Here is a 23,699-nt window from a genome sequence, read left to right as displayed (position 1 = left end):
TCGAATCCGGTTAATGTCGCGTTGCGATGTAATCGATCTGTTCGTGCCCGAATTAAATCGCGATTTGTTAACTCTTGTTAATTGACATTCGCGCGTCACGTTTAACCGCAACTGACCGACGACAGCATATTCAGCGGTTGCGAAGGCGCGCCCTGTTGCGGTGCGATCACCGTGCCCCCGGTCACCGTCATTGCGCAATTATGCAGGCCGATGATTATGCCGGATTTCTCCGACTTCGCCGGGTCGAATGTCAGCTTCCATCGCTGCAGTGCAGGATCGCGGAACAGCGCGACGATGCCGAATGCCTGCGCTTCGCGCGACACTTTCTCGGTCGCCGTATAGCGCTGTCCCGGAATCAGCGTGATTTCGCGGACGTTGAGCAAATCGGCGCCGAGTGCGGCTTTTTCCTTGTTCGGATCGGTAAATGCGTCGAACGGCGCCTGCTGGAACGAAGTCGGGTCTTTCAGCGCGTAAAGCCGCACGACGAGCGCGAGCGGCTTGTTATCGGTCGCCGCATTCAGATTCGGCGCGGCGGCGAGCGTGAGGCCGATGTTGCGCGGCGGTTTTTGCGAGTCCGGCACCTCGGGCTTGCCGATGCCGGTGGCCGACATAACGGCGCTCGCGGCCGATCCGAGCAGCGGCGCGGCGGCGCATCCGGCCAGCAGCGCGCAGGCGATCAACGGCAATCCGTAGCGAATCATGGGCGATCTCATCGTATTTCCGGCGTGCCGCCTTTTGCTCCCTGTCAAAACTGCCGGGCATTTCGCGTATCTGCATCATGCGCGGCCGGTCCCTCGTTCAACTATTAAGCCAGCGTGCGTTCCGACAGAGCGGTTCGGCAATTTTTTCCGATGCCCCGGCGAGCCGCCGAAAGACAGTAAAACCGCGGCTTTCCGGCGGATTCGAACGGTGTCTCGAACCCGCCGGCCCCCGTGTTTCATCGGGGCAGCGCCCGGTTTTAAAAGGAATTAGCCTGCACGCGACGATTGAATTATGAAAAATTGATCGGTACTATACCCGCGCGCTTCTTGCAAAGCAAAAGAACGGATTCTCAACGATTTAAAACTCACGCGCCGGTGGATATAACGATGAAAGATCGTCTCTTCGCAAAGCTGTCTGGGGTAGTGCTCGCTTGCGGCGTGATTGCGGGCTGTGCAAGTCAGCCGACCACGCCGCCGACCGCCGAAGTATTCAACAAATCGCTGGCAGAAGCGGACGAAGTGGCCAAATCGGGCGATCAGGATCGCGCGCTCGGCCTCTATCAGGCGCTTGCCAAGTCGGACCCGACACGCGAAGAGCCGTGGTCGCGCATTGCGCAAATCCAGTTTGCCCAGAACCATTACGGCCAGGCGATCGTCGCCGCTCAGGAAGCGCTGCAGCGCGACTCGACCGATCGTCAGGCCAAGAGCGTGCTCGCGGTCGCGGGGCTGCGGATCGCCACGCAGTCGCTCGGCGAACTGCGTCAGGATGCGTCGCTGGCCGGTGACGCGAAGTCCGATGCGCAGGCGCTCGCGAAGCAGCTGCGCGAAACGCTCGGCGAGAACGCGCTGTTCCCGCCCGAGCAGAAGGTCCAGGCGCGCAAGGTTCGGCGCCCGATTCACCGTGCGAAGGCCGCGGCCGCAACGGCGACCGCCGACAGCGGCGCCGCGACGCAGCCCGCGCAGACGTCGAGCAGCAGTGCGCCGCAAAAGGGCGGCGATCCGTTCAGCGCGCTGCGTTGATCGGCGCATAACCACAACCAACCTGGGAGCCGTCGATGGCCAAGAAAGAGAGCATTCAGAAAAGCTTGCAGAAAATACGGCCGCCGCGCGTCCAGCTGACCTACGAGGTCGAGAAGGGCGATGCGATCGAGGTGAAGGAGCTGCCGTTCGTCGTCGGGGTCGTCGCGGATCTGGCCGGCCAGTCCGAAGTCGAGCAGCCGAAGCTGCGCGATCGCAAATTCGTCAACATCGATCGCGACAATTTCGACGACGTGATGAAGGCGATCGAGCCGCGCGCGGCGTTCCAGGTGGAAAACCGGCTGAGCCCCGAGGGCGGCAAGTTCGCGGTCGACCTGAAATTCCGTTCGCTGTCGGATTTCAATCCGGACGAAGTCGTCGAGCAGGTCGAGCCGCTGCGCCGCCTGCTCGAGGCGCGCTCGAAGCTCGCCGACCTGCGCAACAAGCTCGCCGGCAACGACAAGCTCGAAGATCTGCTGTCCGAGGTGCTGAAGAACACGCAGCAGCTGCAGGCGCTCGCGAAGGGCACGGGCGGCGACAAAGACGGCGAATGACGACGGAGTGTTGAGATGAACCAGCAAACGGCTCCGGCCCAAGCGAGCGGCGCGGAATACGCCGCCGGGACTTCGCTGCTCGACGAAATCGTCGAGAAGAGCAAGGTCGCGAAATCCGATTCCGAGCATGCGCGCGCCAAGGACCTGATCGGCGAACTCGTGCACCAGGTGCTCGACGGCACGGTGGTCGTGTCGGACAACCTGTCGGCGACGATCGACGCGCGCGTCGCGGAGCTCGATCGGCTGATCTCCGCGCAACTGTCCGCGGTGATGCACGCGCCGGAATTCCAGCGCCTCGAAAGCACTTGGCGCGGGCTCGACTATCTGGTCAAGGAAAGCAACACGGGCCAGACGATCAAGATCAAGGCGCTGCACGCACCAAAGCGCGAACTCGTGCGCGACTTCAAGGGCGCCAGCGAGTTCGACCAGAGCGCGCTGTTCAAGAAGGTTTACGAAGAAGAGTTCGGCACGTTCGGCGGCTCGCCGTTCGGCGCGCTGATCGGCGACTACGAGATCTCGCGCCAGCCCGAGGACATGTACTTCATCGAGCAGATGTCGCACGTCGCGGCGGCCGCGCACGCGCCGTTCATCGCGTCGGCGTCGCCGGAGCTGCTCGGCCTCGAATCGTTCGCCGATCTCGGCAAGCCGCGCGATCTCGGCAAGGTGTTCGACACCGTCGAATACGCGAAGTGGAAGTCGTTCCGCGATTCCGAGGATTCGCGCTACGTCGGCCTCACGCTGCCGCGCTTCCTCGGCCGCCTGCCGTTCAATCCGAAGGACGGCCAGACCGCGGAAACCTTCAACTTCGTCGAAGACGTCGACGGCACCGACCACGACAAGTATCTGTGGTGCAACGCCGCGTGGGCATTCGCCGCGCGGCTGACGGCCGCATTCGACGACTTCGGCTGGTGCGCGGCGATTCGCGGCGTCGAGGGCGGCGGGCTCGTCGAGGATCTGCCGACGCACACGTTCAAGACCGACGACGGCGAAGTCGCGCTGAAGTGCCCGACCGAGATCGCGATCACCGATCGCCGCGAGAAGGAGCTGAGCGATCTCGGCTTCATCCCGCTCGTCCATTGCAAGAATTCTGATTACGCCGCGTTCTTCGCTGCGCAATCGGTGCAGAAACCGAAAAAATACAGCACCGACAGCGCGAACGCGAATGCCGTGCTCTCTGCCCAGCTTCAGTACATCTTCTCGGTATCGCGCGTTGCGCATTACCTGAAGGCGATGATGCGGGACAAGATCGGCAGCTTCGCGTCGGCGCAGAACGTGGAGACCTTCCTCAACCGGTGGATTTCGCAATACGTGCTGCTCGACGACAACGCGACGCAGGAGCAGAAGGCGCAATTTCCGCTGCGCGAGGCATCCATACAAGTATCGGAGATTCCGGGCAAGCCGGGCTCGTATCGTTCGGTCGCATTCCTGCGCCCGCACTTTCAGCTCGACGAACTCTCGATTTCTCTGCGACTTGTCGCTGATCTGCCCAAACCGGCAAATTCATAAGCGAGCAAAATCGCCCGGGCGGGCCGCCTGGGTAGGACGTTAAAACCACCTCTTTGGGGAGTCGAAGGGCCATGTTACACATGCACATGCAGTTTGGTAGTCCGGCGATCAAAGGCGAATCCGCGGACAAGGACCACCAGGGCTGGATCGAACTGAAATCGTGGGATCACTCGATTATCCAGCCGCGTTCGGCGACCGCGTCGACCGCAGGCGGCCACACCGCCACGCGTTGCGAGCACGGCGACATGATCTTCACGAAGGAAATCGATTCGTCGAGCCCGCTGCTGTATCAGCACGCGTCGGGCGGCACGACGTTCGACGAAGTGACGATTCATTTCTCGCGTGCGGACGGCGAAGGCAAGCGTGTCCAGTATCTGGAAATCAAGCTCAAGTACGTGATCATCTCGAGCATCGCGCCGAGCGTGCGCGAGGAGGGCCTGCCGGTCGAGACGTTCTCGCTGAAGTATGCGGCCGTGCAGTGGAAGCAGACGCAGCAGAAGATCGGCGGCAACCAGGGCGGCAACACGCAGGGCGCCTGGAGCCTGACGAAGAACGACAAGACCTACGCGGTCTAAGGTCGGTTGCGGCAACGGGGCGCGCGGCGCTCCGTTGCCGTTTTCGCAGCAGATGCCGGCCGATGAAACGCTTCGAACCCAGTTTTCTCGACAAGCTGTTCGACGACGAACCGCATCTGCCGGCCTCGGCCGCGATGCGGCAATTGTCGCTGGACGAGCTGAAGAACACGGTCGCCCGCGACGTCGAGGCGATTCTCAATACCCGTATCGCACACACCGAAACCGAGCTGGCCACGCTGCCGGAATGCCAGAAGTCGGTGCTGACTTACGGGCTCAACGATTTCGCGGGGCTGAGCCTCGCCAGCCACTACGATCGCGCATTCATCTGCAAGTCGATCCAGCAGGCGATCGCACGCCATGAGCCGCGGCTGCAGCAGGTGCAGGTGACGTTCGAGCTGAACGAGCAGTCGACCAACGCGCTCTACTTCGCGATCCAGGCGCTGCTCGTCGTGCATCCGGCCGAAGAGCCGGTCAGCTTCGATGCGATGCTGCAGCCTTCGACGCTCCAGTATTCGGTCACGCGCGCGCGCACTGCACGCATGCTGTAATTCAAGCCGCCGCGCGGGCCGGACCGCACGGCGGCGGAACAGGGTCCGGCAAGGAATGGAAGAGGTTCGGGGTCGTCGATGGAAGAATTGCTGCCGTACTACGAGCGCGAATTATCGTTTTTGCGGCGCTATTCGCGGGATTTCGCCGAACGCTATCCGAAGATCGCGGCGCGCCTCGCGCTGTCCGGCGAGCATTGCGAGGATCCGCACGTCGAGCGGATGATCGAGTCGTTCGCGCTGCTCGGCGCGCGAATCAACAAGAAGCTCGACGACGACTACCCGGAATTCACCGAAGCGCTGCTCGAAGTGCTGTATCCGCACTATCTGCGGCCGTTTCCGTCGTGCTCGATCGCGCAGTTCGCGGCGGCGGCGCCCGGGCAGCAGACGGAGCCGGTCGTGATCCGGCGCGGCACCGAGCTCAAGAGCCGCCCGATCCGCGGCGTGCAGTGCCGGTTCCGCACCGCCTACGACGTGACGCTCGCGCCGATCCGCATTTCGGAGGCGCGCTATACGCCGGTCGCGCTCGCGCCGAGCGCGACGGTGCTGCCGTCGAACGCGACGGGCGTGATCTCGATCACGTTCGAATCGCTCGCCGCGCAGCTCGATCTCGGCGCGCTCAAGCTGCCGACGCTGCGCGCGCATCTGCACGGCGAGCAGTCGTTCGTCGCCGCGCTGACCGACTGCCTGTTCGTCAACGTGCTCGGCGCGTACGTCGAACCGGAGCGCAACGGCCGCTGGACCGCGCTGCGCCAGTTGCCGATCGCGCAGGCCGGCTTCGACGAAGACGATGCGCTGATCGACTATCCGGCGAAATCGCATCCCGCCTATCGTCTGCTGACCGAATACTTCGGCTTTCCCGACAAGTTCGACTTCGTCGATTTCGACATCGCCGCGATCGCGCGCGCATCGGGCCGCTGTCAGCGCGCGACGCTGCATCTGGTGCTGCAGGACGTGCGCAGCGATTCGCATGTCGCGCGGCTGCTCGAGCTGCTCGCTGCCAGCCACTTCCGCTTGTTCTGCACGCCGGTCGTCAACCTGTTCCGCCAGCACGGCGAGCCGATCCGCATCACGCATCGCGCGGTGTCGTATCCGGTGATCGCCGAAGCGCGCCGCGCGTTCGCGTACGAAGTCTATTCGATCGATTCGGTGAAGCTCGTGCGGCAGCAGGCGCACGAGGAATCGGTGATCGAGTTCCGGCCGTTCTATTCGCTGCATCACGGCGAAGCGGCGCGGGTCGGTCATTACTGGTTCGCGCGCCGCAACGATTCGGTCGCGCAGAAGAGCCCCGGCTACGAGACCGAGATCTCGATCGTCGACATCGATTTCGAGCCCACTTCACCGCAGACCGACACGCTGAGCCTCGATCTCACCTGCACGAATCGCGACCTGCCGGCGATGCTCGCGTTCGGCCTCGAAGGCGGCGATCTGTTCCAGGACGGCGGCGCGCAGACGGCCGGGATCGCGCTGCTGCGCCGTCCGACGCAGACGGTACGCTTCGAGCGCGGTCGCGCCGCGCACTGGCGTCTCGTGTCGCACCTCGCGCTGAACCACGTGTCGCTCGTCGCGCACGGGCTCGCGCCGCTCAAGGAGATGCTGACGCTGTACGACCTGCGGCGCACGGCGGTGTCGACGCGCCAGATCGACGGGCTCGTCGCGATCGAGCAGCGCGGCGCCGTGCAGTGGCTGCCCGGCAAGCCGTTCGCGACGTTCGTGCGCGGAATCGAAGTGCGGCTGACGATCGACGAAGAGCATTTCGTCGGCGCGAGCCTCGCGTCGTTCGTGCGCGTGCTCGACAGCTTCTTCGGGCTGTACGTGCACCTCAACAGCTTTGTTCAACTGGTCGTCGTGTCGAAGCGCACCGGCGAGGAGATCATCCGATGCAAGCCCCGCACCGGCGAATCGATTCTGGCGTAGTCGATACGCTGCTCGACGAACCGCACCGCTTCGAATTTTTTCAGGCGGTACGCGTGCTCGAAGGGCTGTTCGCGCGGCAGGCCGCCGATGCGCCCGGCGCGTGGCGGCAAGGCGACGTCGTCGCGCACCGGATCGCGTTCCGCAATACGCTGTCGCTCGGCTTTCCGCCGAGCGAGATCGAAGGCGCCCGCTCGTTCGACGACGACGGCCTGCCGCTCGACTCGGCCGAGCAGCGCGAAGCGGCGGTCGCGGGCGGCGAGCTCGGGCGCGTCGAACTGACGCCGGCGTTCTTCGGGCTGCTCGGCGCGCAGGGCGCGCTGCCGCTGCACTACACCGAACAGATCGCGGCGCGCGAGCATCTGAAGCGCGACCATGCGGCGCGCGCATTCTTCGACGTGTTCTCGAACCGCGCGACCGCGCTGTTCTACGCGGCGTGGAAGAAATACCGGCTGCCGTTCCACTACGAGCTCGATCGCGACGAGCGCTATCTGCCGCTGCTGCTCGCGATCGCGGGCGTGCCGAGCGACGACGTGCGCGACAGTCTCGCGGCAGGCGCGGGCGGCGTGCTCGACGAAGCTGTCGCCGGCTATGCGCTCGCCGCGCGGCACCGGCCGATGTCGGCCGCCTATCTGCAGCGCACGCTGTCCGACTATTTCCGCGTGCCGGTGAAGATCGATCAGTTCGTCGGCAAGTGGTACGACGTGCCGCCCGATCAGCTGAGCGTGCTCGGCCAGGTCAACGCGGTGCTCGGCGCGACGGCGCTGGTCGGCGAACGCGTGTGGCAGCGCGACATGCGCGCCCGGATCGTGATCGGCCCGCTGTCCAAGCGCGACTACGAGGCGTTCCTGCCGGGCGGCGCGCAGGCCGTTGCGCTTGAGCGGATGCTGACGCTGCTCGCCGGCGTCACGCTCGAATACGAAGTGAAGCTCGTGCTGAAACGGACCGAAGTCGGCGCGAGCGTGCTCGGCGCCGGCTCGCGGCTCGGCTGGGACGCGTTCCTCTGCACGCGCGACGCCGACGAAGACCGGTCCGACGCGCGCTACGAGCTGCACGTGATTCACTGATACCGAACGACAACAAACACGCAAACGAACCTGAGATCGACGCCATGAGCACGCCTCTGAAGACCCTCATCACGAAACTGAATCCGCTGTGCCGGCATGCGGCCGAGCGCGCGGCGAGCGCGTGTCTTGCGCGCGGCCATTACGAGGTCGATCTGGAGCATCTGTTTCTCGCGCTGCTCGAGGAGCCGGCGGGCGACCTGTCGCTCGCGCTGCGCGCAAGCCGCATCGACGCGCATGCGTTGCGCGCCGATCTCGAGCGCGAGCTCACGCGTCTGAAGACCGGCAACACGCGCACGCCGGTATTCTCGGTGCATCTGATCGCGCTGTTCGAGCAGGCCTGGCTGATCGCGTCGCTCGATTCGCAGCTCGGCCGCATCCGCTCGGGCCACCTGCTGCTCGCGCTGCTTACGGCGCCGGACCTCGCACAGTTCGCGCAGCGGATGTCGGCGCGCTTCTCCGAAGTGAACGTGACCGATCTGAAGCACAAGTTCGACGAGATCACGGCCGGGTCCAGCGAAGCCGAGCCGCATCGTGCGGACGCGGCACACGGCGACGCCGCTGCGCCGGCCGAGGGCGGCGCGCCGGCAGCGGGCGCATCGAAGACGCCCGCGCTCGACACGTACACGACGAACCTCACGCAGCGTGCACGCGACGGCAAGATCGACCCGGTGATCGGCCGCGAAGCCGAGATCCGTCAGGCGATCGACATCCTGATGCGGCGCCGCCAGAACAATCCGATCATGACGGGCGAGGCCGGCGTCGGCAAAACGGCCGTGGTCGAAGGGCTCGCGCTGCGCATCGCAGCCGACGACGTGCCGCCGCCGCTGCGCGGCGTCGCGCTGCACGTGCTCGACATGGGGCTGCTGCAGGCCGGCGCGAGCGTGAAGGGCGAGTTCGAGAACCGTCTGAAAAGCGTGATCGACGAGGTCAAGAAGAGCCCGCATCCGATCATCCTGTTCATCGACGAGGCACACACGATCATCGGTGCCGGCGGACAGGCCGGCCAGAACGACGCGGCGAACCTGCTGAAGCCCGCGCTCGCGCGCGGCGAGCTGCGCACGATCGCGGCGACGACGTGGAGCGAATACAAGAAGTACTTCGAGAAGGATGCCGCGCTCGCGCGACGCTTCCAGGTGGTGAAGGTCGAGGAACCGAGCGAGCCGCTGGCGGCCGCGATGCTGCGCGGCATGGCCGGTCTGATGGAGAAGCACTTCAACGTGCGGATTCTCGACGACGCAATCACCGAGGCCGTCCGGCTCTCGCATCGCTATATCAGCGGGCGGCAACTGCCGGACAAGGCGATCAGCGTGCTCGACACCGCGTGCGCGAAGGTCGCGCTCGCGCACAGCGCGACGCCGGCCGCGATCGACGACACGAAAAAGCGCATCGAGCGCATCGACGCGGAAATCGCGTCGCTCGAGCGCGATGCGGCAGGCGGCGCAGCGCACGACGAACGGCTCGGCGAGTTGCGCGGCGCGCGCGACGCGGCGCTCGAACAACTCGCGAAGGACGAAGCGCGCTACGAGGCGGAACGCGCGATCGTCGCCGAGATCACCGCGCTGCGCGAGACGCTCGACCGCGCCCGCGCGCCGGCCGACGACGGCCAGCCGGTCGACGTGCAGGCCACGCGCGAGAAGCTCGCCGAACGCGTCGCGGCGCTGCATGCGCTGCAGGGCGGCGAGCCGATGGTGCCGCTGCAGGTCGACGGTCACGTGGTGGCCGAGATCGTCGCTGCGTGGACCGGCATTCCGCTCGGCCGGATGGTGAAGGACGAGATCGGCACCGTGCTCAATCTGAAGCCGCTGCTCGCCGCGCGCGTGATCGGCCAGGACCATGCGCTCGAAGCGATCGCGCAGCGCGTGCGCACCGCGTCGGCGAACCTCGAGGATCCGAACAAGCCGCGCGGCGTGTTCATGTTCGTCGGGCCGTCGGGCGTCGGCAAGACCGAGACGGCGCTCGCGCTCGCGGACATCCTCTACGGCGGCGAGCGCAAGATGATCACGATCAACATGAGCGAGTATCAGGAGGCGCACAGCGTGTCCGGGCTGAAGGGTTCGCCGCCGGGCTACGTCGGTTACGGCGAAGGCGGTGTGCTGACCGAGGCCGTGCGGCGCAATCCGTATTCGGTCGTGTTGCTCGACGAGGTCGAGAAAGCGCATCCGGACGTGCTCGAGATGTTCTTCCAGGTGTTCGACAAGGGCATGATGGACGACGCCGAAGGGCGCGAGATCGACTTCCGCAACACGCTGATCATCCTGACGTCGAACGTCGGTTCGGCTGCGGTGATGCAGGCGTGCCTGAACAAGCCGGCCGAGGAACTGCCCGATCCCGATGCGCTCGCGGAAGCGCTGCGCCCGCAGCTGTACAAGGCGTTCAAGCCCGCGTTCCTCGGCCGGATGAAGGTGGTGCCGTACTACCCGATCTCCGACGACGTGCTCGCCGAGATCATCGAGCTGAAGCTCGAACGGATTCGCAGCCGCATCGAGGCGAACCACAAGGCCGCGTTCGAATGGGACGAATCGCTCGTCGAAGCGGTCCTCGCGCGCTGCACCGAAGTCGACTCGGGCGCACGCAACGTCGACCACATCCTGAACGGCACGCTGCTGCCGGAGATCGCGGGCCACGTGCTGGGCCGGATCGCCGACGGCGCGTCGATTGCGCGCATCGCGGTGCGCGCGGACGACGCCGGCGAGTTCGCATACACGGTCGAATGAGCGCGACCCTTTCGATGCATCAACGGATTTACTGAACCATGCCGATCAATCTGCCCGAGCTGCTGACGCCGATCAGCGACGCGTCGCCCACCGGCGACGACCTGCTGTTCTCGAACGAATTCGACGCGATCCAGGAGGCGCGGCGCTACGACGATCCGACGCTCGATCAAGGCGAGTGGGTGACCGAGATCAAGGAGGCCGACTGGGGCCTCGTCGTCGAGCGCGCGACCGACCTGCTGCGCACGCGCACCAAGGATCTGCGCGTCGCAGTGTGGCTGACCGAGGCGCTCGCGCTCGAGGACGGCATCACCGGTCTCACCGAAGGCTATGCGCTGCTCGAAGGACTGTGCCGCGAGTATTGGGACACCGTTCATCCGCTGCCGGAAGGCGAGGACGTCGAATACCGGCTCGGCAACGTGGCGTGGCTGGCCGGCCGCACGGCCGAGCTGCTGCGCGGCATACCGATGACGGACGGCGCGGCGAACGCGTTCACGACGCTCGACTGGGAGGTCGCGCAGCACGTGGCGCAGGCGATCAAGCGCGATCCCGAGCATGCGGACGACATCGCGCGCGGCAAGCCGTCGGTCGAGCAGATCGATGCATCGCGGCGCGTGACGCCGATCGCGTTCTACGCGACGTTGCTCGCGAACCTGAAGGCGTTCGAGTTCGCGCTCGACGCATTCGAGGACACGCTGGTCGCGCGCGCGGGCGATGCCGCGCCGAGTTTCCGGCAGACGCGCGACGCGTTCGAGACCGTGTATCGGCTTGCCGAGCGCTTTGCGCGCGAGCAGGGCTATACCGGCAGCGCGCCGCACAAGGAGGCGGCGCCTGCCGCGCAGCCCGAGCGCATCGAGCCGAGTTTCGGCACGCCGATTCAGACCGAGGAGACCCACGTGCAGTCGCAAACCGCTCCGCGTCCGCCGGTGACGCAGACGATCGCCGGCATCCAGAACCGTGCGCAGGCCGTCGATCAGTTGCGTGCGGTCGCGCGTTATTTCAGGCAGACGGAGCCGCATAGCCCGGTCGCGTATCTCGCCGACAAGGCGGCGGAATGGGCCGACATGCCGCTGCACAAGTGGCTCGAGAGCGTCGTCAAGGATGACGGATCGCTATCGCATATTCGCGAGCTGCTGGGGGTGAGGCCGGACGAGCAGGGGTAAATGCGCTCGAACGTTAGCCGTAAACCAAACGGGCGGCGTTTGCACGCCGCCCGTTTCGCGCTTCAGCCGGCCTCGTCATAGATGGCCGGCCGCTGCACCTACTGCCCAACCCTGAACTCGATCCTCCGATTCCTCGCCCGCCCGTCCGCCGTATCATTCGGCGCGATCGGCTGATCCGGCCCGACGCCTGTCGTCGTCATCTGCTGCGGCGCGATCCCTTTCGTGATCAGATACCCCTTCACCGCATCCGCCCGAGCCTGGCTCAGCGCGATGTTCGACGTCCGGTTCCCCGAGTTGTCGGTATGCCCGATGATGTCGACGGTCCGGTTCTGCAGCTTCGCGAGCGCCGCCGCCATCTGATCGAGAATCTGCTTGCCCTGCGGCGTCAGCGTCGCGCTGCCGGTCTCGAACTCGATCGTGCGGTTCGCGAGCGTCTGATCGAGCAGCCCCTGCTCGGACGCCGACACACGCAACCCGTTCCGGATCGTATAGGTCGGGTTCAGCGTATTGGCCATGTCGCTCGCGATCTGCTGGCGCTGCGCCTCGTTGTGCACCTCGCCCTTCATCTCGATCTGCGTGCCGTTGATCTTCAACTGCCCCTTGCTGATCTGCTTGAGCTGCGTACCGAGCAGCTTCTGCACGTTCGCGCTCCAGTTCGGCGGCGTCGCGACGTCGCCGACCTCGATCTGATCGACGACGTTCGCGGCGCCGTACGTATCGCGCAGCTTCTGCAGCACGGCGGCCTTGGTCGCCTCGTCGGGCACCTTGCCGCCGACGACCACCTGGCCGGGCGTTGCATTCGCGGGCGGCGGCGCGAGCGTGCCGGCCGTGCCGCGCACGAGCGTGCCGGATGCGGCCGCGCTCGCCGAACCGGTGCCGGTATTCGCGGGCAGCGCACTCGCCGCGACGATGCCGTTGCCGACCGGCGTGACGGTCGCGCCGCCGGCGTTCTGCGCGTATGCCGCACCGCTGGCGACGAAGCCGGCCGCGGCCAGCGCGGCGACGACAGCGCAGCGGCGCGCGCGCAGTGCGTGATTCGTCCGTTGCATCGCATCAGCCTCCGATGAACGCTTCGCGGAACGCGTCAATCGCGACGCGCAGCGAGAGTTGCGGTTGATCGAGATAGCTGACGAGTTTGCTGACCTGCGGATCGTTTTGCGCATGGGCGTCGATCCACTCGGGATCGTCGATATCGATGTTGTGGGCGGCATAGGTCTGCGGGTCGACGACGCTCAGCAGCGTCTTCGCCGACGCGCCGTTGAAGCCGATGATCAGTCGTTCGCGCTCGGCGATCGTGCCGATGAAGATCGCGAGCTCGAAGTCGGCCTGCGCGACGAACGGCGCGATCAGTTCGAGCCAGAACGCGGCGACGAGGCTGCGGTAGAACGGATCGACGGGTAGCGGCAGCGTGAGGCCGCGTTCGATATGCGACGAGCCGCTCTGCATCACGGGCCGCAGCAGCGAGCCGAGCGCGAGCATCGCGCCGCGCAGCCGCACGGGATGGCCGCTTTCGAGCAGCATCTGCTGCAGCCCGTACAGCGACTGATGTTCGACGAAGTCGTTGAACGTGCCGTCATGCGACGTGCCGGGCCCGCCGATGTCGATCGGCACCTGCGTGTCGCCGAGCGCCTGCAGCGCGCCGGGCGGCTCCTCGCTCGCAAGCAGCGGCGCGATCTGCGCGGCGACGCGCGACCACAGCCGCGCGAACGCGAGCGGGCTGCGCGCGAGGAACGCGAGCGGCCGGTCGACTTCGAGCGCGGTCGCGCCGAGGAACGGGAAGCGGCGCATCGACACGTCGTGGCTCGCGACCATATGGCCCGCGATCGCGAGCTTGCTGCGCGAGCCGAGGAACGCGAAATGCATCGGCTTCGCATCTTCGTAGACGATCTTCCAGCGCGGATCTTCCGCGAGCAGTTCGAGCGCCTGCGCGATCCAGCGATCGAGCGTCTGCAGCAACTGCGGATTGTGCGCGCTCTTCACGAAGTCGCCGCGCGAAGGAATCTTGCCGAAATAGGCGACTTGCGCCTGAACGGTTTGCGTCATTGCGCCCCCTGTGCATTCGAACCGGTAGCGGCCGCGACGGTCGGCGCGGCGGCCGGCGCGCCGGCGCCGGCCTGGGCCGCGTTCTGTGCGGCGCCCGCGCTCGCATCGACGACCGACGACGGCAGTTGCAGCCCGCGCAGGCTCTGCTGCTGCGGCTGGTCGCCGCCGCCGCTCGTCGGCTGCGACGTGCTGATGATGCGCATCGTCACCGACACGCTCACGCTGCCCTGCGTCCACGTGAGGTCGAACGTGCCGTCCGGCCGCCGCTTGCGCTGCGCGGAGTTGATCAGTTTCTCGAGACCGTAGCGGCCCGGCTCGTTGACGAGCTGCACGGTGCGCCCGTCGAACGTCGTCGCCGACAGCGTCGCGCCCGGCGAGCCCTGCGGGTTCGGCCACACGAAGTTGGTCCACTGCGGCGGCGTGTTGCGGTAGCGCAGCTGCTGGCCGTCGATCGCGACCGTGTATTCGGTCGTGCCGGTGCTCGGCTGCGGCAGGATCTGGAACACGGTCTGCGGTTCCGCCGACGCGGCGGCACCGCCGGCCGCGCCGCCCGCGAGCGGTGCGACCCAGCGCGCGAAGCCGTTCGTGAAGTCCGGCGCGAGCGCGAGGCCCATGTCGCCCCACGTACGCGCGGCAAGCGTATCGCCGCGGCGTACGGCGAGCGGCCCGAGCGTCGTGCCGACGAACTTCGCGATCGAGCCGTCCGGACCGAACACCTGCGCGATTTCGCCGGCGCCGGCCTCGACCTTCGCGTTCGCCGCGAACGGATACTTGGTCGCGAGCGAGCTCTGGAACGGCTGATAGACCTGCGCGTTCCACACCTTGTTGACCTCGACGCTGGCCGGCTGGATCACGACCGAGAACGCCTGCATCAGCGGACGCACGAGCAGCGGGCGCAGCGCCTTGCGTTGCGAATCGGTGAGGCCGGTCAGCATCTGCTCGTCGACGAACTTCAGCGAATCGGCGAGCTCCGAGCCGTTGCCGTCGAGCGTCTGCTGCATCAGCTGGCGCGCGCCGGGCCCCGGATCGCCCTGGTTCTTGATCACGTTGAAGCGCGTGCGCACCTTCGACAGCGTGTCCATGTAGCCCTTCAGCATCGACGTGCCGTCGTGCGTCGCGACGATTCGCGCGAGGCCGATGAACGCCTGGCCGATCGGCCCCATCGGCACCTCGACCGGATTGCCGTTGATGTCGATGTTGGCGGCCGCAACCTGGCCTGCCTGCGAGCGCGTGAACAACTGCTTGACCCAGTTCACCACGCCGGTCTGCGCCTTCTTGATCGCGACGTTCGCCAGCGACGGGTTGTCCCACGAGGTCTGCTCGTACGCGGTCTCGAGGATCTTGCGGATCGGCGAGTCCTGCGGGTCGCCGAGGCGGTTCATGCCGTCGACGGCCTGGCCGAAGCTGCTGAAGCCTTGCACCGCGATGCCCTGCATGAACTTCTGCCAGTGCTGCGCGTACTCGGTCTTGTACATCCCGACCAGCGTCTTCTGGATCTGCTCGGGGCTGCCTTCGAGCGTCAAGTCGTCCTGCGTCGACGTATTGAGCACCCAGTCCTTCGCCTGCAGCTCCTTGGTCGCGGCGTCGCGGATCGCGGGCTGCACGTAGTCGAACCACGCGTCGCGCGTGAACGTGCCCGGAATCGCATAGCTGCCGGCAATCAGCGCCTGGTTGCCGTCGCCGACGATGCGCGCGACGGTCATCGGCGCGAAACGCGTCGACGCGCGTGCCTTGATTTCCTCGTACACGCGCTGGCGGGCCGGCATGCCGCGCACCACGCGACGCAGGTTCTCGCGCGTCTGGTCGACGAGCGCGAGGTTCGCGTCGATCATCGGCCAGTCGTCGTCGTTCACGCGCGCGAGATAGAACGAGATCATGCGCTCGGCGCTCTTGATCATCTCGTCGCGCGGCATGTTGCCGCGATTCGTCTCGAGCCAGCCGCGCCAGAAGCGCGCGAGCTGGTCGGTCAGGTGCGCCTGTTCGACGTGACGCTTGTCGGACAGCATCAGGTAGGTCTTCAGCGCGTTGTACGCGTCCTGCACGTTGGTCGGCGACGCGTCGCTGTACAGGCCGCCTTGCGGCGCGGCCGGCGGTTGCGGCGCGGCCAGCGCACCCGCGACGGACGACGACGGTTGCGCGGCGCCCGCCGGATTCGTCGATACCGGCAGCGCGCTCGCCTGCACGGCGCCCGATTCGGGCGGCCGCGTCATCGGCACGAGCTGGTCGGGGTGTGCATTCACGTCCTTCAGGAACGACGCGAGGTTCTGCGAAACCGGGTTCAGCAGGATCTGGCGCACGCCGTTGTAGTACTCGGTCAGCAGGTGCTGTTCGAGACGATCGCCCTGATACAGGCCGAGCGACACCGACAACGGCTTGTCGCGGCGGAACTGTTCGAGCTGCTCGATGCGGTCCTCGAGGATGTCCATCGCCTGCAACCGCGACTGCAGATCGTTGCGGCCCTGCTGCAGGCGCGTGACGTTGTCGAGATCGGCCTGCACGTTCGCGACGAGCTGCTGGTTGCCGATCGTCGACCACGTCCAGCCGCCGAGCGCGAGCGCGAGCGCCGCGACGAAGCCGAAGAAGGTCGCGTAGCGCAGCCGCGTCTTGGTCGGGCTCGCGAACTGGCGCACGGTCTGGCGGTCGGCGAAGATGACCTTCGAGAACAGGTCGCGCAGGAAGAAGCCGTTCTTCGAGAACGCGCTGTGCGGCTTCGGCAGCGCGGTCGCGTCGAGGCCGAAGCGGTGTGCGATGCGCTGCGCGGCCGCGCTGCTGGTTTCGCCTTCCTGCAGCGCGCTCGTGAAGTAGAAGCCGCGGAAGATCGGCTTGTACTGGAACGGGTTGTTCTCGAACAGCGTCGCGAGGAACGCGCGCAGCGCCGGCTTGATCGTCGAGAACTCGAGCGGGAAGCTCAGTTGGCCCGGCGACAGCTGATGGCCGCGCGACAGCGACAGCTGCGCGATGCTGATTTCCTTCAGCCCTTCGTAGAGTTCCTCGAAGCGCTCGTCGAACAGCGCGACGACGTCGCGCTTCTCGTCCGGTTCGTACGGCAGCGTCGCGCCCCACACGCGGTCGTACTCGTGCTTGTCGCTGCTGCTGAAGAATTCGGTGAAGCCGGTAATGAGGTCCGCCTTCGTGAACATCACGTAGACGGGCGCGAACACCTCGAGTTTTTCGGTCAGCTCCTGAACGCGCTGACGGAGGTTCTTCGCGAGATTGATCGCGAATTCGGGGCGGTTGCCGGTGAGTTCGGCAATGCTCGCGGTCACGATGATGCCGTTGATCGGCGCCTTCGGCCGGTAGCGTTTCAGCAGGCCGAGGAAGCCGAGCCATTCGCTGCGGTCTTCCTCGTGAACCGAGTAGCGGCCCGCGGTGTCGAGCAGGATCCCTTCGGTCGTGAAGAACCAGTCGCAGTTGCGCGTGCCGCCGATGCCGTGGATCACGGCGCTGTTCTTGTCGGCGAACGGGAACTGCAGGCCCGAGTTGATCACCGCGCTGCTCTTGCCGGCCGCGGGGTTGCCGATCACGATGTACCACGGCAGTTCGTACAGCGCGGAGCCGCCCGATACCTGGCCGATCTTCGAGGTCTTGATCGTCTTCACCGCATCGGACAGGCGCGTGCGCAGCGCATCGAGGTCGGCCGTCTTCGCATCGGGCGCGACGGCCGCCGCGGCGGGCGCTGCGATCTTGCCGGTTTCGGCCTGTTCTTCGAGCACCTCGCCGAGCTGCCGGTTCGCGCGCTTCACGCGCCAGCGCCGCCAAAGCGCGACCGCGAGCCACAGCGCGAGGATCGCCGCGAGCGCGATCGCGGCCCACAGCAGCGGCAGCTGCAGCATGTCGGCGACGATGAAGAGGATCGCCGCGAGCGCGACGATCCCGACGATCGAGAGCGTACGCGGGTGAGTCAGCACGTTGAGGATGCGTTGCATAGGACGTTCAGGTTCCGGTGCGATTCGGTGAGGCGACGGGCGTGCGAGCGGCAAGCGTGACACCGCGACGTGTCGCCATGCTGTCAAACGGGGTGAAGGGGGCTGGCATCAATGCGCCCGCGGCATCGGAGAAGGCGCGCGCATGAATGAAAGGACGCTGTGAGTTTTAAAACGCAGGCGGCGGCCGGAAAAAATCGCGCATCGAAATGCCCGATCGATTGCGCCGCCGATATCGTTTCCTGTCGGGTGATTAACAAGCCCCATGCCGCCCTCATTATTTCCTGTCCGGCAGCCCTGGCTAGCTGCCGCGTCCCAGTTTAAAACCGGGTTTATGGTATTCCACGTGCCCGAGATCCATCATTTTCCATCGGCCGCCCCATGTGAGACCGACCTGTTCGGCCACCTGTCCGTACAACTGATAGCCGCGCATTGCCCACGGATCTTTCTCGGAAATGACGAGCTTGCCGTCGCGCAGGAATGCATTGTCGGCCGCGAGCCCGAATTGGTGATAGCTCTGGAACGCCGCCGCATTTGTTACGTTGCTGCCCATCTGCGCGAGCCGGTTTTGCCGTTCCGGGCTTCGATAACCCTCGAGCAGCGCCATTTCATAACCGTATTGCTCGTGCATGATCTTGTAGACCAGCAGCAAGCGCGTACGGAAATCCGGATCCAGCAGATTCCAGTCGCGGCTCGCGTCCTTGAGCGCCGGCCTTATCTGCTCGACTTCCCGCGTGGCAAAGACTTCCGGCGGCAACGGCGGCGGCGGCACGAGCTGCTCGCCCTGCAATAGCGCGGCGATCTTTTCGTCCGGCACGCGCGCCGTGTCGTCGTACTGAAACAATTGCCTGCCGCGTAACGCAATCGCGACCAATGGCGGCGTCGCAAGAATACCCGCCGAGACCATAATCATCAAGCGCCGCCGAACCAGTAAATTTTGCACGTCGCTCAGCGTACTGCGCGTGACGCGTGCCGATTTAACAATCTGACTTCGCGCGCGTGCGGCGCGATCGTTCGCACGGCGCGTAAGACGGCCGTGAAATTGCGCGACGGAATCGAAAACCGTCGCGCGGATGCCTGGTAAAAGCAACAGTGCCGCAACCGCGACGGCGAAATAGGCGACGAGTGCGACGGCAATCAATGAAATCCCCGGAAATTGGAATTGATTGTGTTTTGCAATGCTTGCTCTTAGAATCAGGCTGCTTCGAGAGGCCGGGCTATATTATCGCGGTGAATTAAACCAGGATTCAATGAGACGCTGAATGAGTGCGCCGGAAAATTCAAATTCGAAAACTCCACCGAGCCTGCTGTCCGATACAAAGCCTGCGGACAACGGCGGCTCGCAGCCGTCGCGCATTCTCGCGGATCTGGAAGGACGCGTCACGCCGCCGGCCGAGCCGCCGCGCCGGTCGCTGAAGGCGCCGATCGCCGCCGTCGTCGCGCTGCTGGTCGCCGTCGGCGGCTGGGGCGCATGGCGCTGGCAGCAGCAATCGGCCGACGAGCCGGCCGCGGTAGCCGCCGCGCCCGCGCAACCGGCCGGGAAAGCGGCGCCGGCAAGCGGGGCGAGCGTGCAGGTCGCGCAGAACGGCGCATCGGCGGCGTCGGCCGTGCAGCCGGCGACGATCGTCAACGACGAGCCGGCATCGGCGGCGGTTGCGTCCGCATCGGCACCGCCGGCAGCGGACGACAGCCGGCTGTCGCGCGCGCTCGCGAACGGCGCCGACGACGCATCCGGCGCGACGACGGCCGGCGCAGCGGCGACGGCCGCCACTGCTGCCGCGACGACGGCCGCAGCCGCCACGACGGCCGCAGCCGCCACGACGGCGAAAACCGCGAAGGCCGATGCGAAACCGGACGCGAAGAGCGCGAAGGTGGCCGCCCGCAGCAAGGCGGACGCCAAGGTCGACGCAAAGGCCGAGGCCCGCAAGCATCGGAAGGAGCAGACCGAACTCGCGCAGAAGAAGCATCGCGACACGTCGGTGCGCACTGCGTCCGCGAAGGACGATCCGGACGCCGACCTGCTCGCCGCGCTCGTCGCACGTACGAAGCCGGCCGACAAGAAAGCGGCCGCGCAGAAGGCGCAGCCCGTGCCGACCAAGGCGGCAGCCGCGACCGGCGGCTCGCTCGCGGCACGCGTGAAGGAATGCTCGGAGCGCGGCTTCTTCGAAGATCAGCTGTGCCGCTGGAGAGTCTGCGACGGCCATTGGGGCAAGGATCCGGCGTGCCCGACTGCCGCACAGTCGGACGCGCGCCAGTAAGGCTTCGCACGCACCGAATCGCCGCATGCGCGCCGCCCGCCGGGCGGCGCGTTGCTTTTGGGGCCCGTGCATCGGCGCGGCACGGTCGCAGCGCGCCATATGTGACACTGTCACGAAACCGTCACACATGTGCGGCATACGTCATGTTTCCCTTCCCGGTGCGCTGCCGGCGACGCGCGCTCGACGCACCCTCGCTTCGACACGATGGACCTGATCGCACAGACTTACGGCGCCGACACGTCCGGCATGATATGCGGGTTCCGCTTCATGCGCGGCGAGCCCGGCGTGCCGCTCGACGCATCGGCTGCGGCCGACTGGCTGCGCACGTGCTGCGCGCGCGATGCAGCCGACGCCGACGATTTCGTGTGGCTGCACTTCAATCTCGCGCACGGCGCGAGCGAGCGCTGGATGCGCACGCATCTCGGGCTGCCCGACAGCTTCTTCGAATTTCTGCATGAAGGCTCGCGTTCGACGCGTATCGAGCAGGAAGACGGCGCGCTGCGCGCGATCGTCAACGACGTGATGTTCAACCTCGAGCTGACGCCGTCGGAGATCGCGACGCTGTTCGTGCACGTCGAGCAGCGCATCATGGTTACCGCGCGGCTCAAGCCGCTGCGTTCGGTCGACACGCTGCGCGCGTGCGTGCGCGACGGCGAGCGCTTCCGGTCGCCGGCCGAACTGCTGATGCATCTGCTGCGCGATCAGGCCGACCTGCTGATCCAGATCATGCGGCGCACGAGCATCGACGTCGACCGGATCGAGGACAGCTTCCTGTCGCAGCGACTCACGTCGAACCGCATCGAGCTCGGCACGATGCGGCGCACGCTGACGCGCCCGCAGCGCATGCTCGCGCCGGAACCGGGCTCGATCTTCCGGCTGCTCGCGCGGCCGCCCGCTTGGCTGCACGCGGACGACGTGCAGGAGCTGCGCGAATCGACCGAGGAGTTCTCGCTCGTGCTCGCCGATCTCGCGGGGCTCGTCGAGCGCATCAAGCTGCTGCAGGAAGAGATCGGCTCGCGTCTGGACGAACAGAACAACCGCACGCTGTTCACGCTGACGCTCGTCACCGTGATCGCGCTGCCGATCAATATCGTTGCGGGCTTCTTCGGGATGAACGTCGGCGGCGTGCCGTTCGCGGAGAACAAGCACGGGTTCTGGCTGATGGTGCTGTTCGTCGCCGGCTTCACCGCGCTCGCCGCATGGTGGGCGTTTCGGCGGCGCAACGATCGCTGAGCGGCACAGCCGCATCGCGCGACGCATCCGCAAAAAAACGGGCCTCGCTCGCGAGGCCCGTCGTACGGGTAAGCGCATGCGCCGGCCGGCGCGGCGCCGCAAGCGGCGTCGGCCGGCCGTGCATCGTTACTGCGTGAGCACCTTGCGCGGCTTGAACGCGCCCTGGTAACGCAGTGCCGGACGTTCCTTCGTCGTCGGCGCGAGGCCGTCGAACGTCGGCGTCTGACGCAGCTTCATCGCAGCCGGCGAGGCGACCGAACCGATCGACGTCGAGCGCGATGCCGGCGCGAGGTTGTTCGCGACGAGCAGCGCGGCTTCGCTCTTCAGGTTCGCGAGCAGCACCGGATCGGTCGAGCTGTTGACCTGCGTGAGCACGCCGCTCCAGGCCGCGTCGCTGTAGTTCACGACGTAGTAGTCGAGACCGCTCGGATCGGCGACCACGCCCGTGCAGCCGTCGAGCCGCGTTTGCGCCTGCGTGTCCTTCAGCGCGAGCGTCGTGCGCTTCGACAGGCCCTGACCGTACGCGAGCGTGATCGGCACCGTCCATTGCAGGCCCGGATACGCGTTCTTGTTCGGGAACGGCTGCTGTTTCAGCGTGACGATCGTCTGGTTCTTCGTCAGGTCGCACTGCGTGTCGAGCGAGACCAGCGGCACGCCCGTCTGCCGCACATAGCTGTCGCCGATCGGGCCGACCGGCTGGCCGCTCGCCTTCGACAGCGCGTCCCACAGACGCTTCGGCGTGCCGTTACCGAAGGAGTAGTCGGTCAGGTACTGCTGCAGGCCCTTGCGCAGCGTCTGCTCGCCCAGATAGTTCTCGAGCGTCTTCAGCACGTGGCCGCCCTTGTCGTAGGTGAACGCGCTCGCGCTCAGCACGAAGTCGTTCGACGCCCAGCCGTTGAAGTTCGGTGCGACCGGGAACGCGTTCGGGCCGATGTCGCGATTGATCACGCGGTACTTGTTCTTCACCTGATCGAGCCAGCTGAACTCGTCGGGGAAGAACTGGATCGTCGTCTTCGTTTCGAAGAACGTCGCGAACGACTCGTTGAGCCACACGTTGTCCCACCAGTCGGTCGTCACGAGATCGCCGAACCACTGGTGCGCGACTTCATGCGTGAGCACCTCGTTGCCGTACTGCGACATCGGCTGGCCCGGCTCCGGCAGGATGTCGTCCGCGAATTCGAGAATCGAGCCCCAGTTCTCCATCCCGCCGAAGTTGAGGTCCTTCTGCTCCTTGAACGCATCGTTCGCGGCGACCGTGTCGAACTTCGTGAGCGGCAGCGGAATGCCGGTGTACCGATAGTAGAAGTCGAGCGCCTGCTTGGTGCGGTCCATCGCCGGCTTCGCCCAGTCGCGCATGCCCGGCGGCGTGAACACGCGCAGGTGCAGGCCGCCCTTGCCGCCCGGCAGCGGGCTCGTGAAGTCGTCCTCGTAGGTGTCGAACAGGCCGCCGCCGAAGAACAGCAGGTACGACGGCATCGGCGGCGTCTTTTCGAACTGCACGAGCTTGTAGCCGCCGCCGACGTTCGTCGACGGCTTCTCGGCCGCGTTCGACACGACGCGCCAGTTCTGCGGCACTTCGGCCGTCACTTCATAGGTCGGGCGGAACGCCGGCTCGTCCCAGCCGGGGAACCACTGGCGCGCGAGGTTGGTTTCGCCCTGCGTGAGGATCGCGCCGCTCGTCGTGCCGTCGGTCGCCTTCAGGTCGACGCGGAAGATCCCTTCGGCGGCCGAGCAGCCCGGATACGGATCGTCGCCGCAGCTGCCGCCGGTCTTGTTCACCGGATCGTCGTACGACTTGAAGTTGATGATGCCCGACCACTCCATGTGCAGCGAATAGTTGCCCGGCGAGATCGTGCCGCTGACCGGGCGCAGCTGATAGAAGTCGCCCTTGTCCTGCGGCGTCGCGATCAGCTGGACGTTGCCCGGCTGCAGCGTGATGCGGCCGTTCGTGAACTTGATCCGGTGGCCCGCGATCACGATGTTGTTCACGGGCTTCAGCACCTTGATCTCGACGTCGGCGCGGCCGTCGAACGCGTTGAGCGCCTCGTTCGGACGGAACCAGAGGCGGTAGTTGATCGGCACGACGGTGTCCGGCAGCTCGACGGGCGCGACGCTCTTGTCGACGTTGGACGCGCTGGTCTGCGGGCCGCCGGCGGCGGGCGACGAGCCGGCGTTCGGCGCGGCGGCCGAACTGAGTGCGGAAGCGGAGCCTAGGCCGCCGTCGTCGCCGCCGCACCCGGCGAGCGCGAGCGCGGCAACGAGCGGCAGATAACGCATCTTGCGAATAGAAATCGACATGACTGAAAACCTCGATTGTAGAAAGAGTCGTTCAGTGCTGCGAAAACGCCGGCAAAAGCAATCCCCCGCCGCTGGATAAGCGGCGAAAAAAGCCAATGACGGATTTATTCGAAAAGACGGCCGGCCGACTACGTAAAGGTAATCATGGTTTGCTGCCCCCTCTGTGTTTCCGGATATCGGTTGACTTGCCG

At 66.1% G+C, this 23,699-nt stretch carries 17 protein-coding genes; 11 read left to right on the top strand and 6 right to left on the bottom strand.

From position 1 onward, the window contains the following. Positions 1–101 precede the first annotated feature (101 nt). Positions 102–701, bottom strand: coding sequence for a type VI secretion system lipoprotein TssJ (gene tssJ, locus ACSHSS_RS18050; protein ID WP_006400550.1), 600 nt, complete (start codon positions 699–701; stop codon positions 102–104). A gap of 387 nt (positions 702–1,088) precedes the next feature. Here tssJ and ACSHSS_RS18045 point away from each other — a divergent pair, with 387 nt between their 5' ends. The 9 genes from ACSHSS_RS18045 (at position 1,089) to tssA (ending at position 11,753) form a co-directional block, all read left to right on the top strand. Next, positions 1,089–1,721, top strand: a complete 633-nt coding sequence (locus ACSHSS_RS18045) for a tetratricopeptide repeat protein (RefSeq protein WP_006400549.1) — start codon at positions 1,089–1,091, stop codon at positions 1,719–1,721. 35 nt (positions 1,722–1,756) lie between these two features. Next, entirely contained in the window at positions 1,757–2,272 is a 516-nt protein-coding gene (tssB, locus tag ACSHSS_RS18040) for a type VI secretion system contractile sheath small subunit (protein ID WP_006406960.1), read from the top strand. 15 nt (positions 2,273–2,287) lie between these two features. Then, positions 2,288–3,778, top strand: a complete 1,491-nt coding sequence (gene tssC / locus ACSHSS_RS18035) for a type VI secretion system contractile sheath large subunit (protein WP_261513233.1) — start codon at positions 2,288–2,290, stop codon at positions 3,776–3,778. 71 nt (positions 3,779–3,849) lie between these two features. Beyond that, positions 3,850–4,353: an Hcp family type VI secretion system effector gene (locus tag ACSHSS_RS18030; protein WP_006400546.1), complete on the top strand. Its 504-nt coding sequence runs from the start codon at positions 3,850–3,852 to the stop codon at positions 4,351–4,353. A 62-nt stretch (positions 4,354–4,415) separates the two neighbouring features. Next, entirely contained in the window at positions 4,416–4,901 is a 486-nt protein-coding gene (tssE, locus tag ACSHSS_RS18025; RefSeq protein ID WP_006400545.1) for a type VI secretion system baseplate subunit TssE, read from the top strand. 78 nt (positions 4,902–4,979) lie between these two features. Next, positions 4,980–6,815: a type VI secretion system baseplate subunit TssF gene (gene tssF / locus ACSHSS_RS18020; protein ID WP_253577765.1), complete on the top strand. Its 1,836-nt coding sequence runs from the start codon at positions 4,980–4,982 to the stop codon at positions 6,813–6,815. Then, positions 6,779–7,879 (top strand): type VI secretion system baseplate subunit TssG, encoded by a 1,101-nt coding sequence (gene tssG / locus ACSHSS_RS18015; protein ID WP_006400543.1) that lies wholly within the window; start codon positions 6,779–6,781, stop codon positions 7,877–7,879. Before tssF ends, tssG begins: the two co-directional genes overlap by 37 nt. A gap of 44 nt (positions 7,880–7,923) precedes the next feature. Beyond that, positions 7,924–10,593 (top strand): type VI secretion system ATPase TssH, encoded by a 2,670-nt coding sequence (gene tssH / locus ACSHSS_RS18010; protein ID WP_445545314.1) that lies wholly within the window; start codon positions 7,924–7,926, stop codon positions 10,591–10,593. Positions 10,594–10,631: 38 nt separating this feature from the next. Further along, entirely contained in the window at positions 10,632–11,753 is a 1,122-nt protein-coding gene (tssA, locus tag ACSHSS_RS18005; protein WP_059874995.1) for a type VI secretion system protein TssA, read from the top strand. A 98-nt stretch (positions 11,754–11,851) separates the two neighbouring features. Here the strand turns inward: tssA and ACSHSS_RS18000 are convergent, their stop codons facing one another. The 4 genes from ACSHSS_RS18000 to ACSHSS_RS17985 all read right to left on the bottom strand — a co-directional run bounded on the left by ACSHSS_RS18000 (position 11,852) and on the right by ACSHSS_RS17985 (position 18,860). Then, positions 11,852–12,802, bottom strand: coding sequence for an OmpA family protein (locus ACSHSS_RS18000; RefSeq protein ID WP_261513235.1), 951 nt, complete (start codon positions 12,800–12,802; stop codon positions 11,852–11,854). 4 nt (positions 12,803–12,806) lie between these two features. Continuing rightward, the gene (gene tagF / locus ACSHSS_RS17995) at positions 12,807–13,796 is read right to left on the bottom strand and encodes a type VI secretion system-associated protein TagF (protein ID WP_006400525.1); all 990 of its coding nucleotides are present in this window, start codon (positions 13,794–13,796) and stop codon (positions 12,807–12,809) included. Continuing rightward, a complete protein-coding gene (tssM, locus tag ACSHSS_RS17990) occupies positions 13,793–17,722 on the bottom strand; it encodes a type VI secretion system membrane subunit TssM (protein ID WP_261513236.1) in 3,930 nt (1,309 codons plus the stop codon). The genes tagF and tssM overlap by 4 nt, the downstream gene beginning before the upstream one ends. Before the next feature lie 298 nt (positions 17,723–18,020). Continuing rightward, a complete protein-coding gene (locus tag ACSHSS_RS17985) occupies positions 18,021–18,860 on the bottom strand; it encodes a M15 family metallopeptidase (RefSeq protein ID WP_445545313.1) in 840 nt (279 codons plus the stop codon). Positions 18,861–18,981: 121 nt separating this feature from the next. Here ACSHSS_RS17985 and ACSHSS_RS17980 point away from each other — a divergent pair, with 121 nt between their 5' ends. Both ACSHSS_RS17980 and ACSHSS_RS17975 read left to right on the top strand, forming a co-directional pair. Beyond that, a complete protein-coding gene (locus ACSHSS_RS17980) occupies positions 18,982–19,977 on the top strand; it encodes a phage tail protein (protein ID WP_261513238.1) in 996 nt (331 codons plus the stop codon). Between the two features lie 204 nt (positions 19,978–20,181). Continuing rightward, on the top strand, positions 20,182–21,210 hold the full coding sequence (locus ACSHSS_RS17975) for a transporter (protein ID WP_445545312.1): 1,029 nt from the start codon (positions 20,182–20,184) through the stop codon (positions 21,208–21,210). 126 nt (positions 21,211–21,336) lie between these two features. On the opposite strand, the gene ACSHSS_RS17970 is transcribed toward ACSHSS_RS17975, so the two are convergent. Then, positions 21,337–23,508, bottom strand: a complete 2,172-nt coding sequence (locus tag ACSHSS_RS17970; RefSeq protein ID WP_261513239.1) for a M1 family metallopeptidase — start codon at positions 23,506–23,508, stop codon at positions 21,337–21,339. Positions 23,509–23,699 lie beyond the last annotated feature (191 nt).

The organism is Burkholderia sp. BC1, from assembly GCF_052683555.1.
The sequence above is the reverse complement of the archived record's forward strand: the minus strand, read 5'-3'. Positions and strand labels throughout refer to the sequence as shown.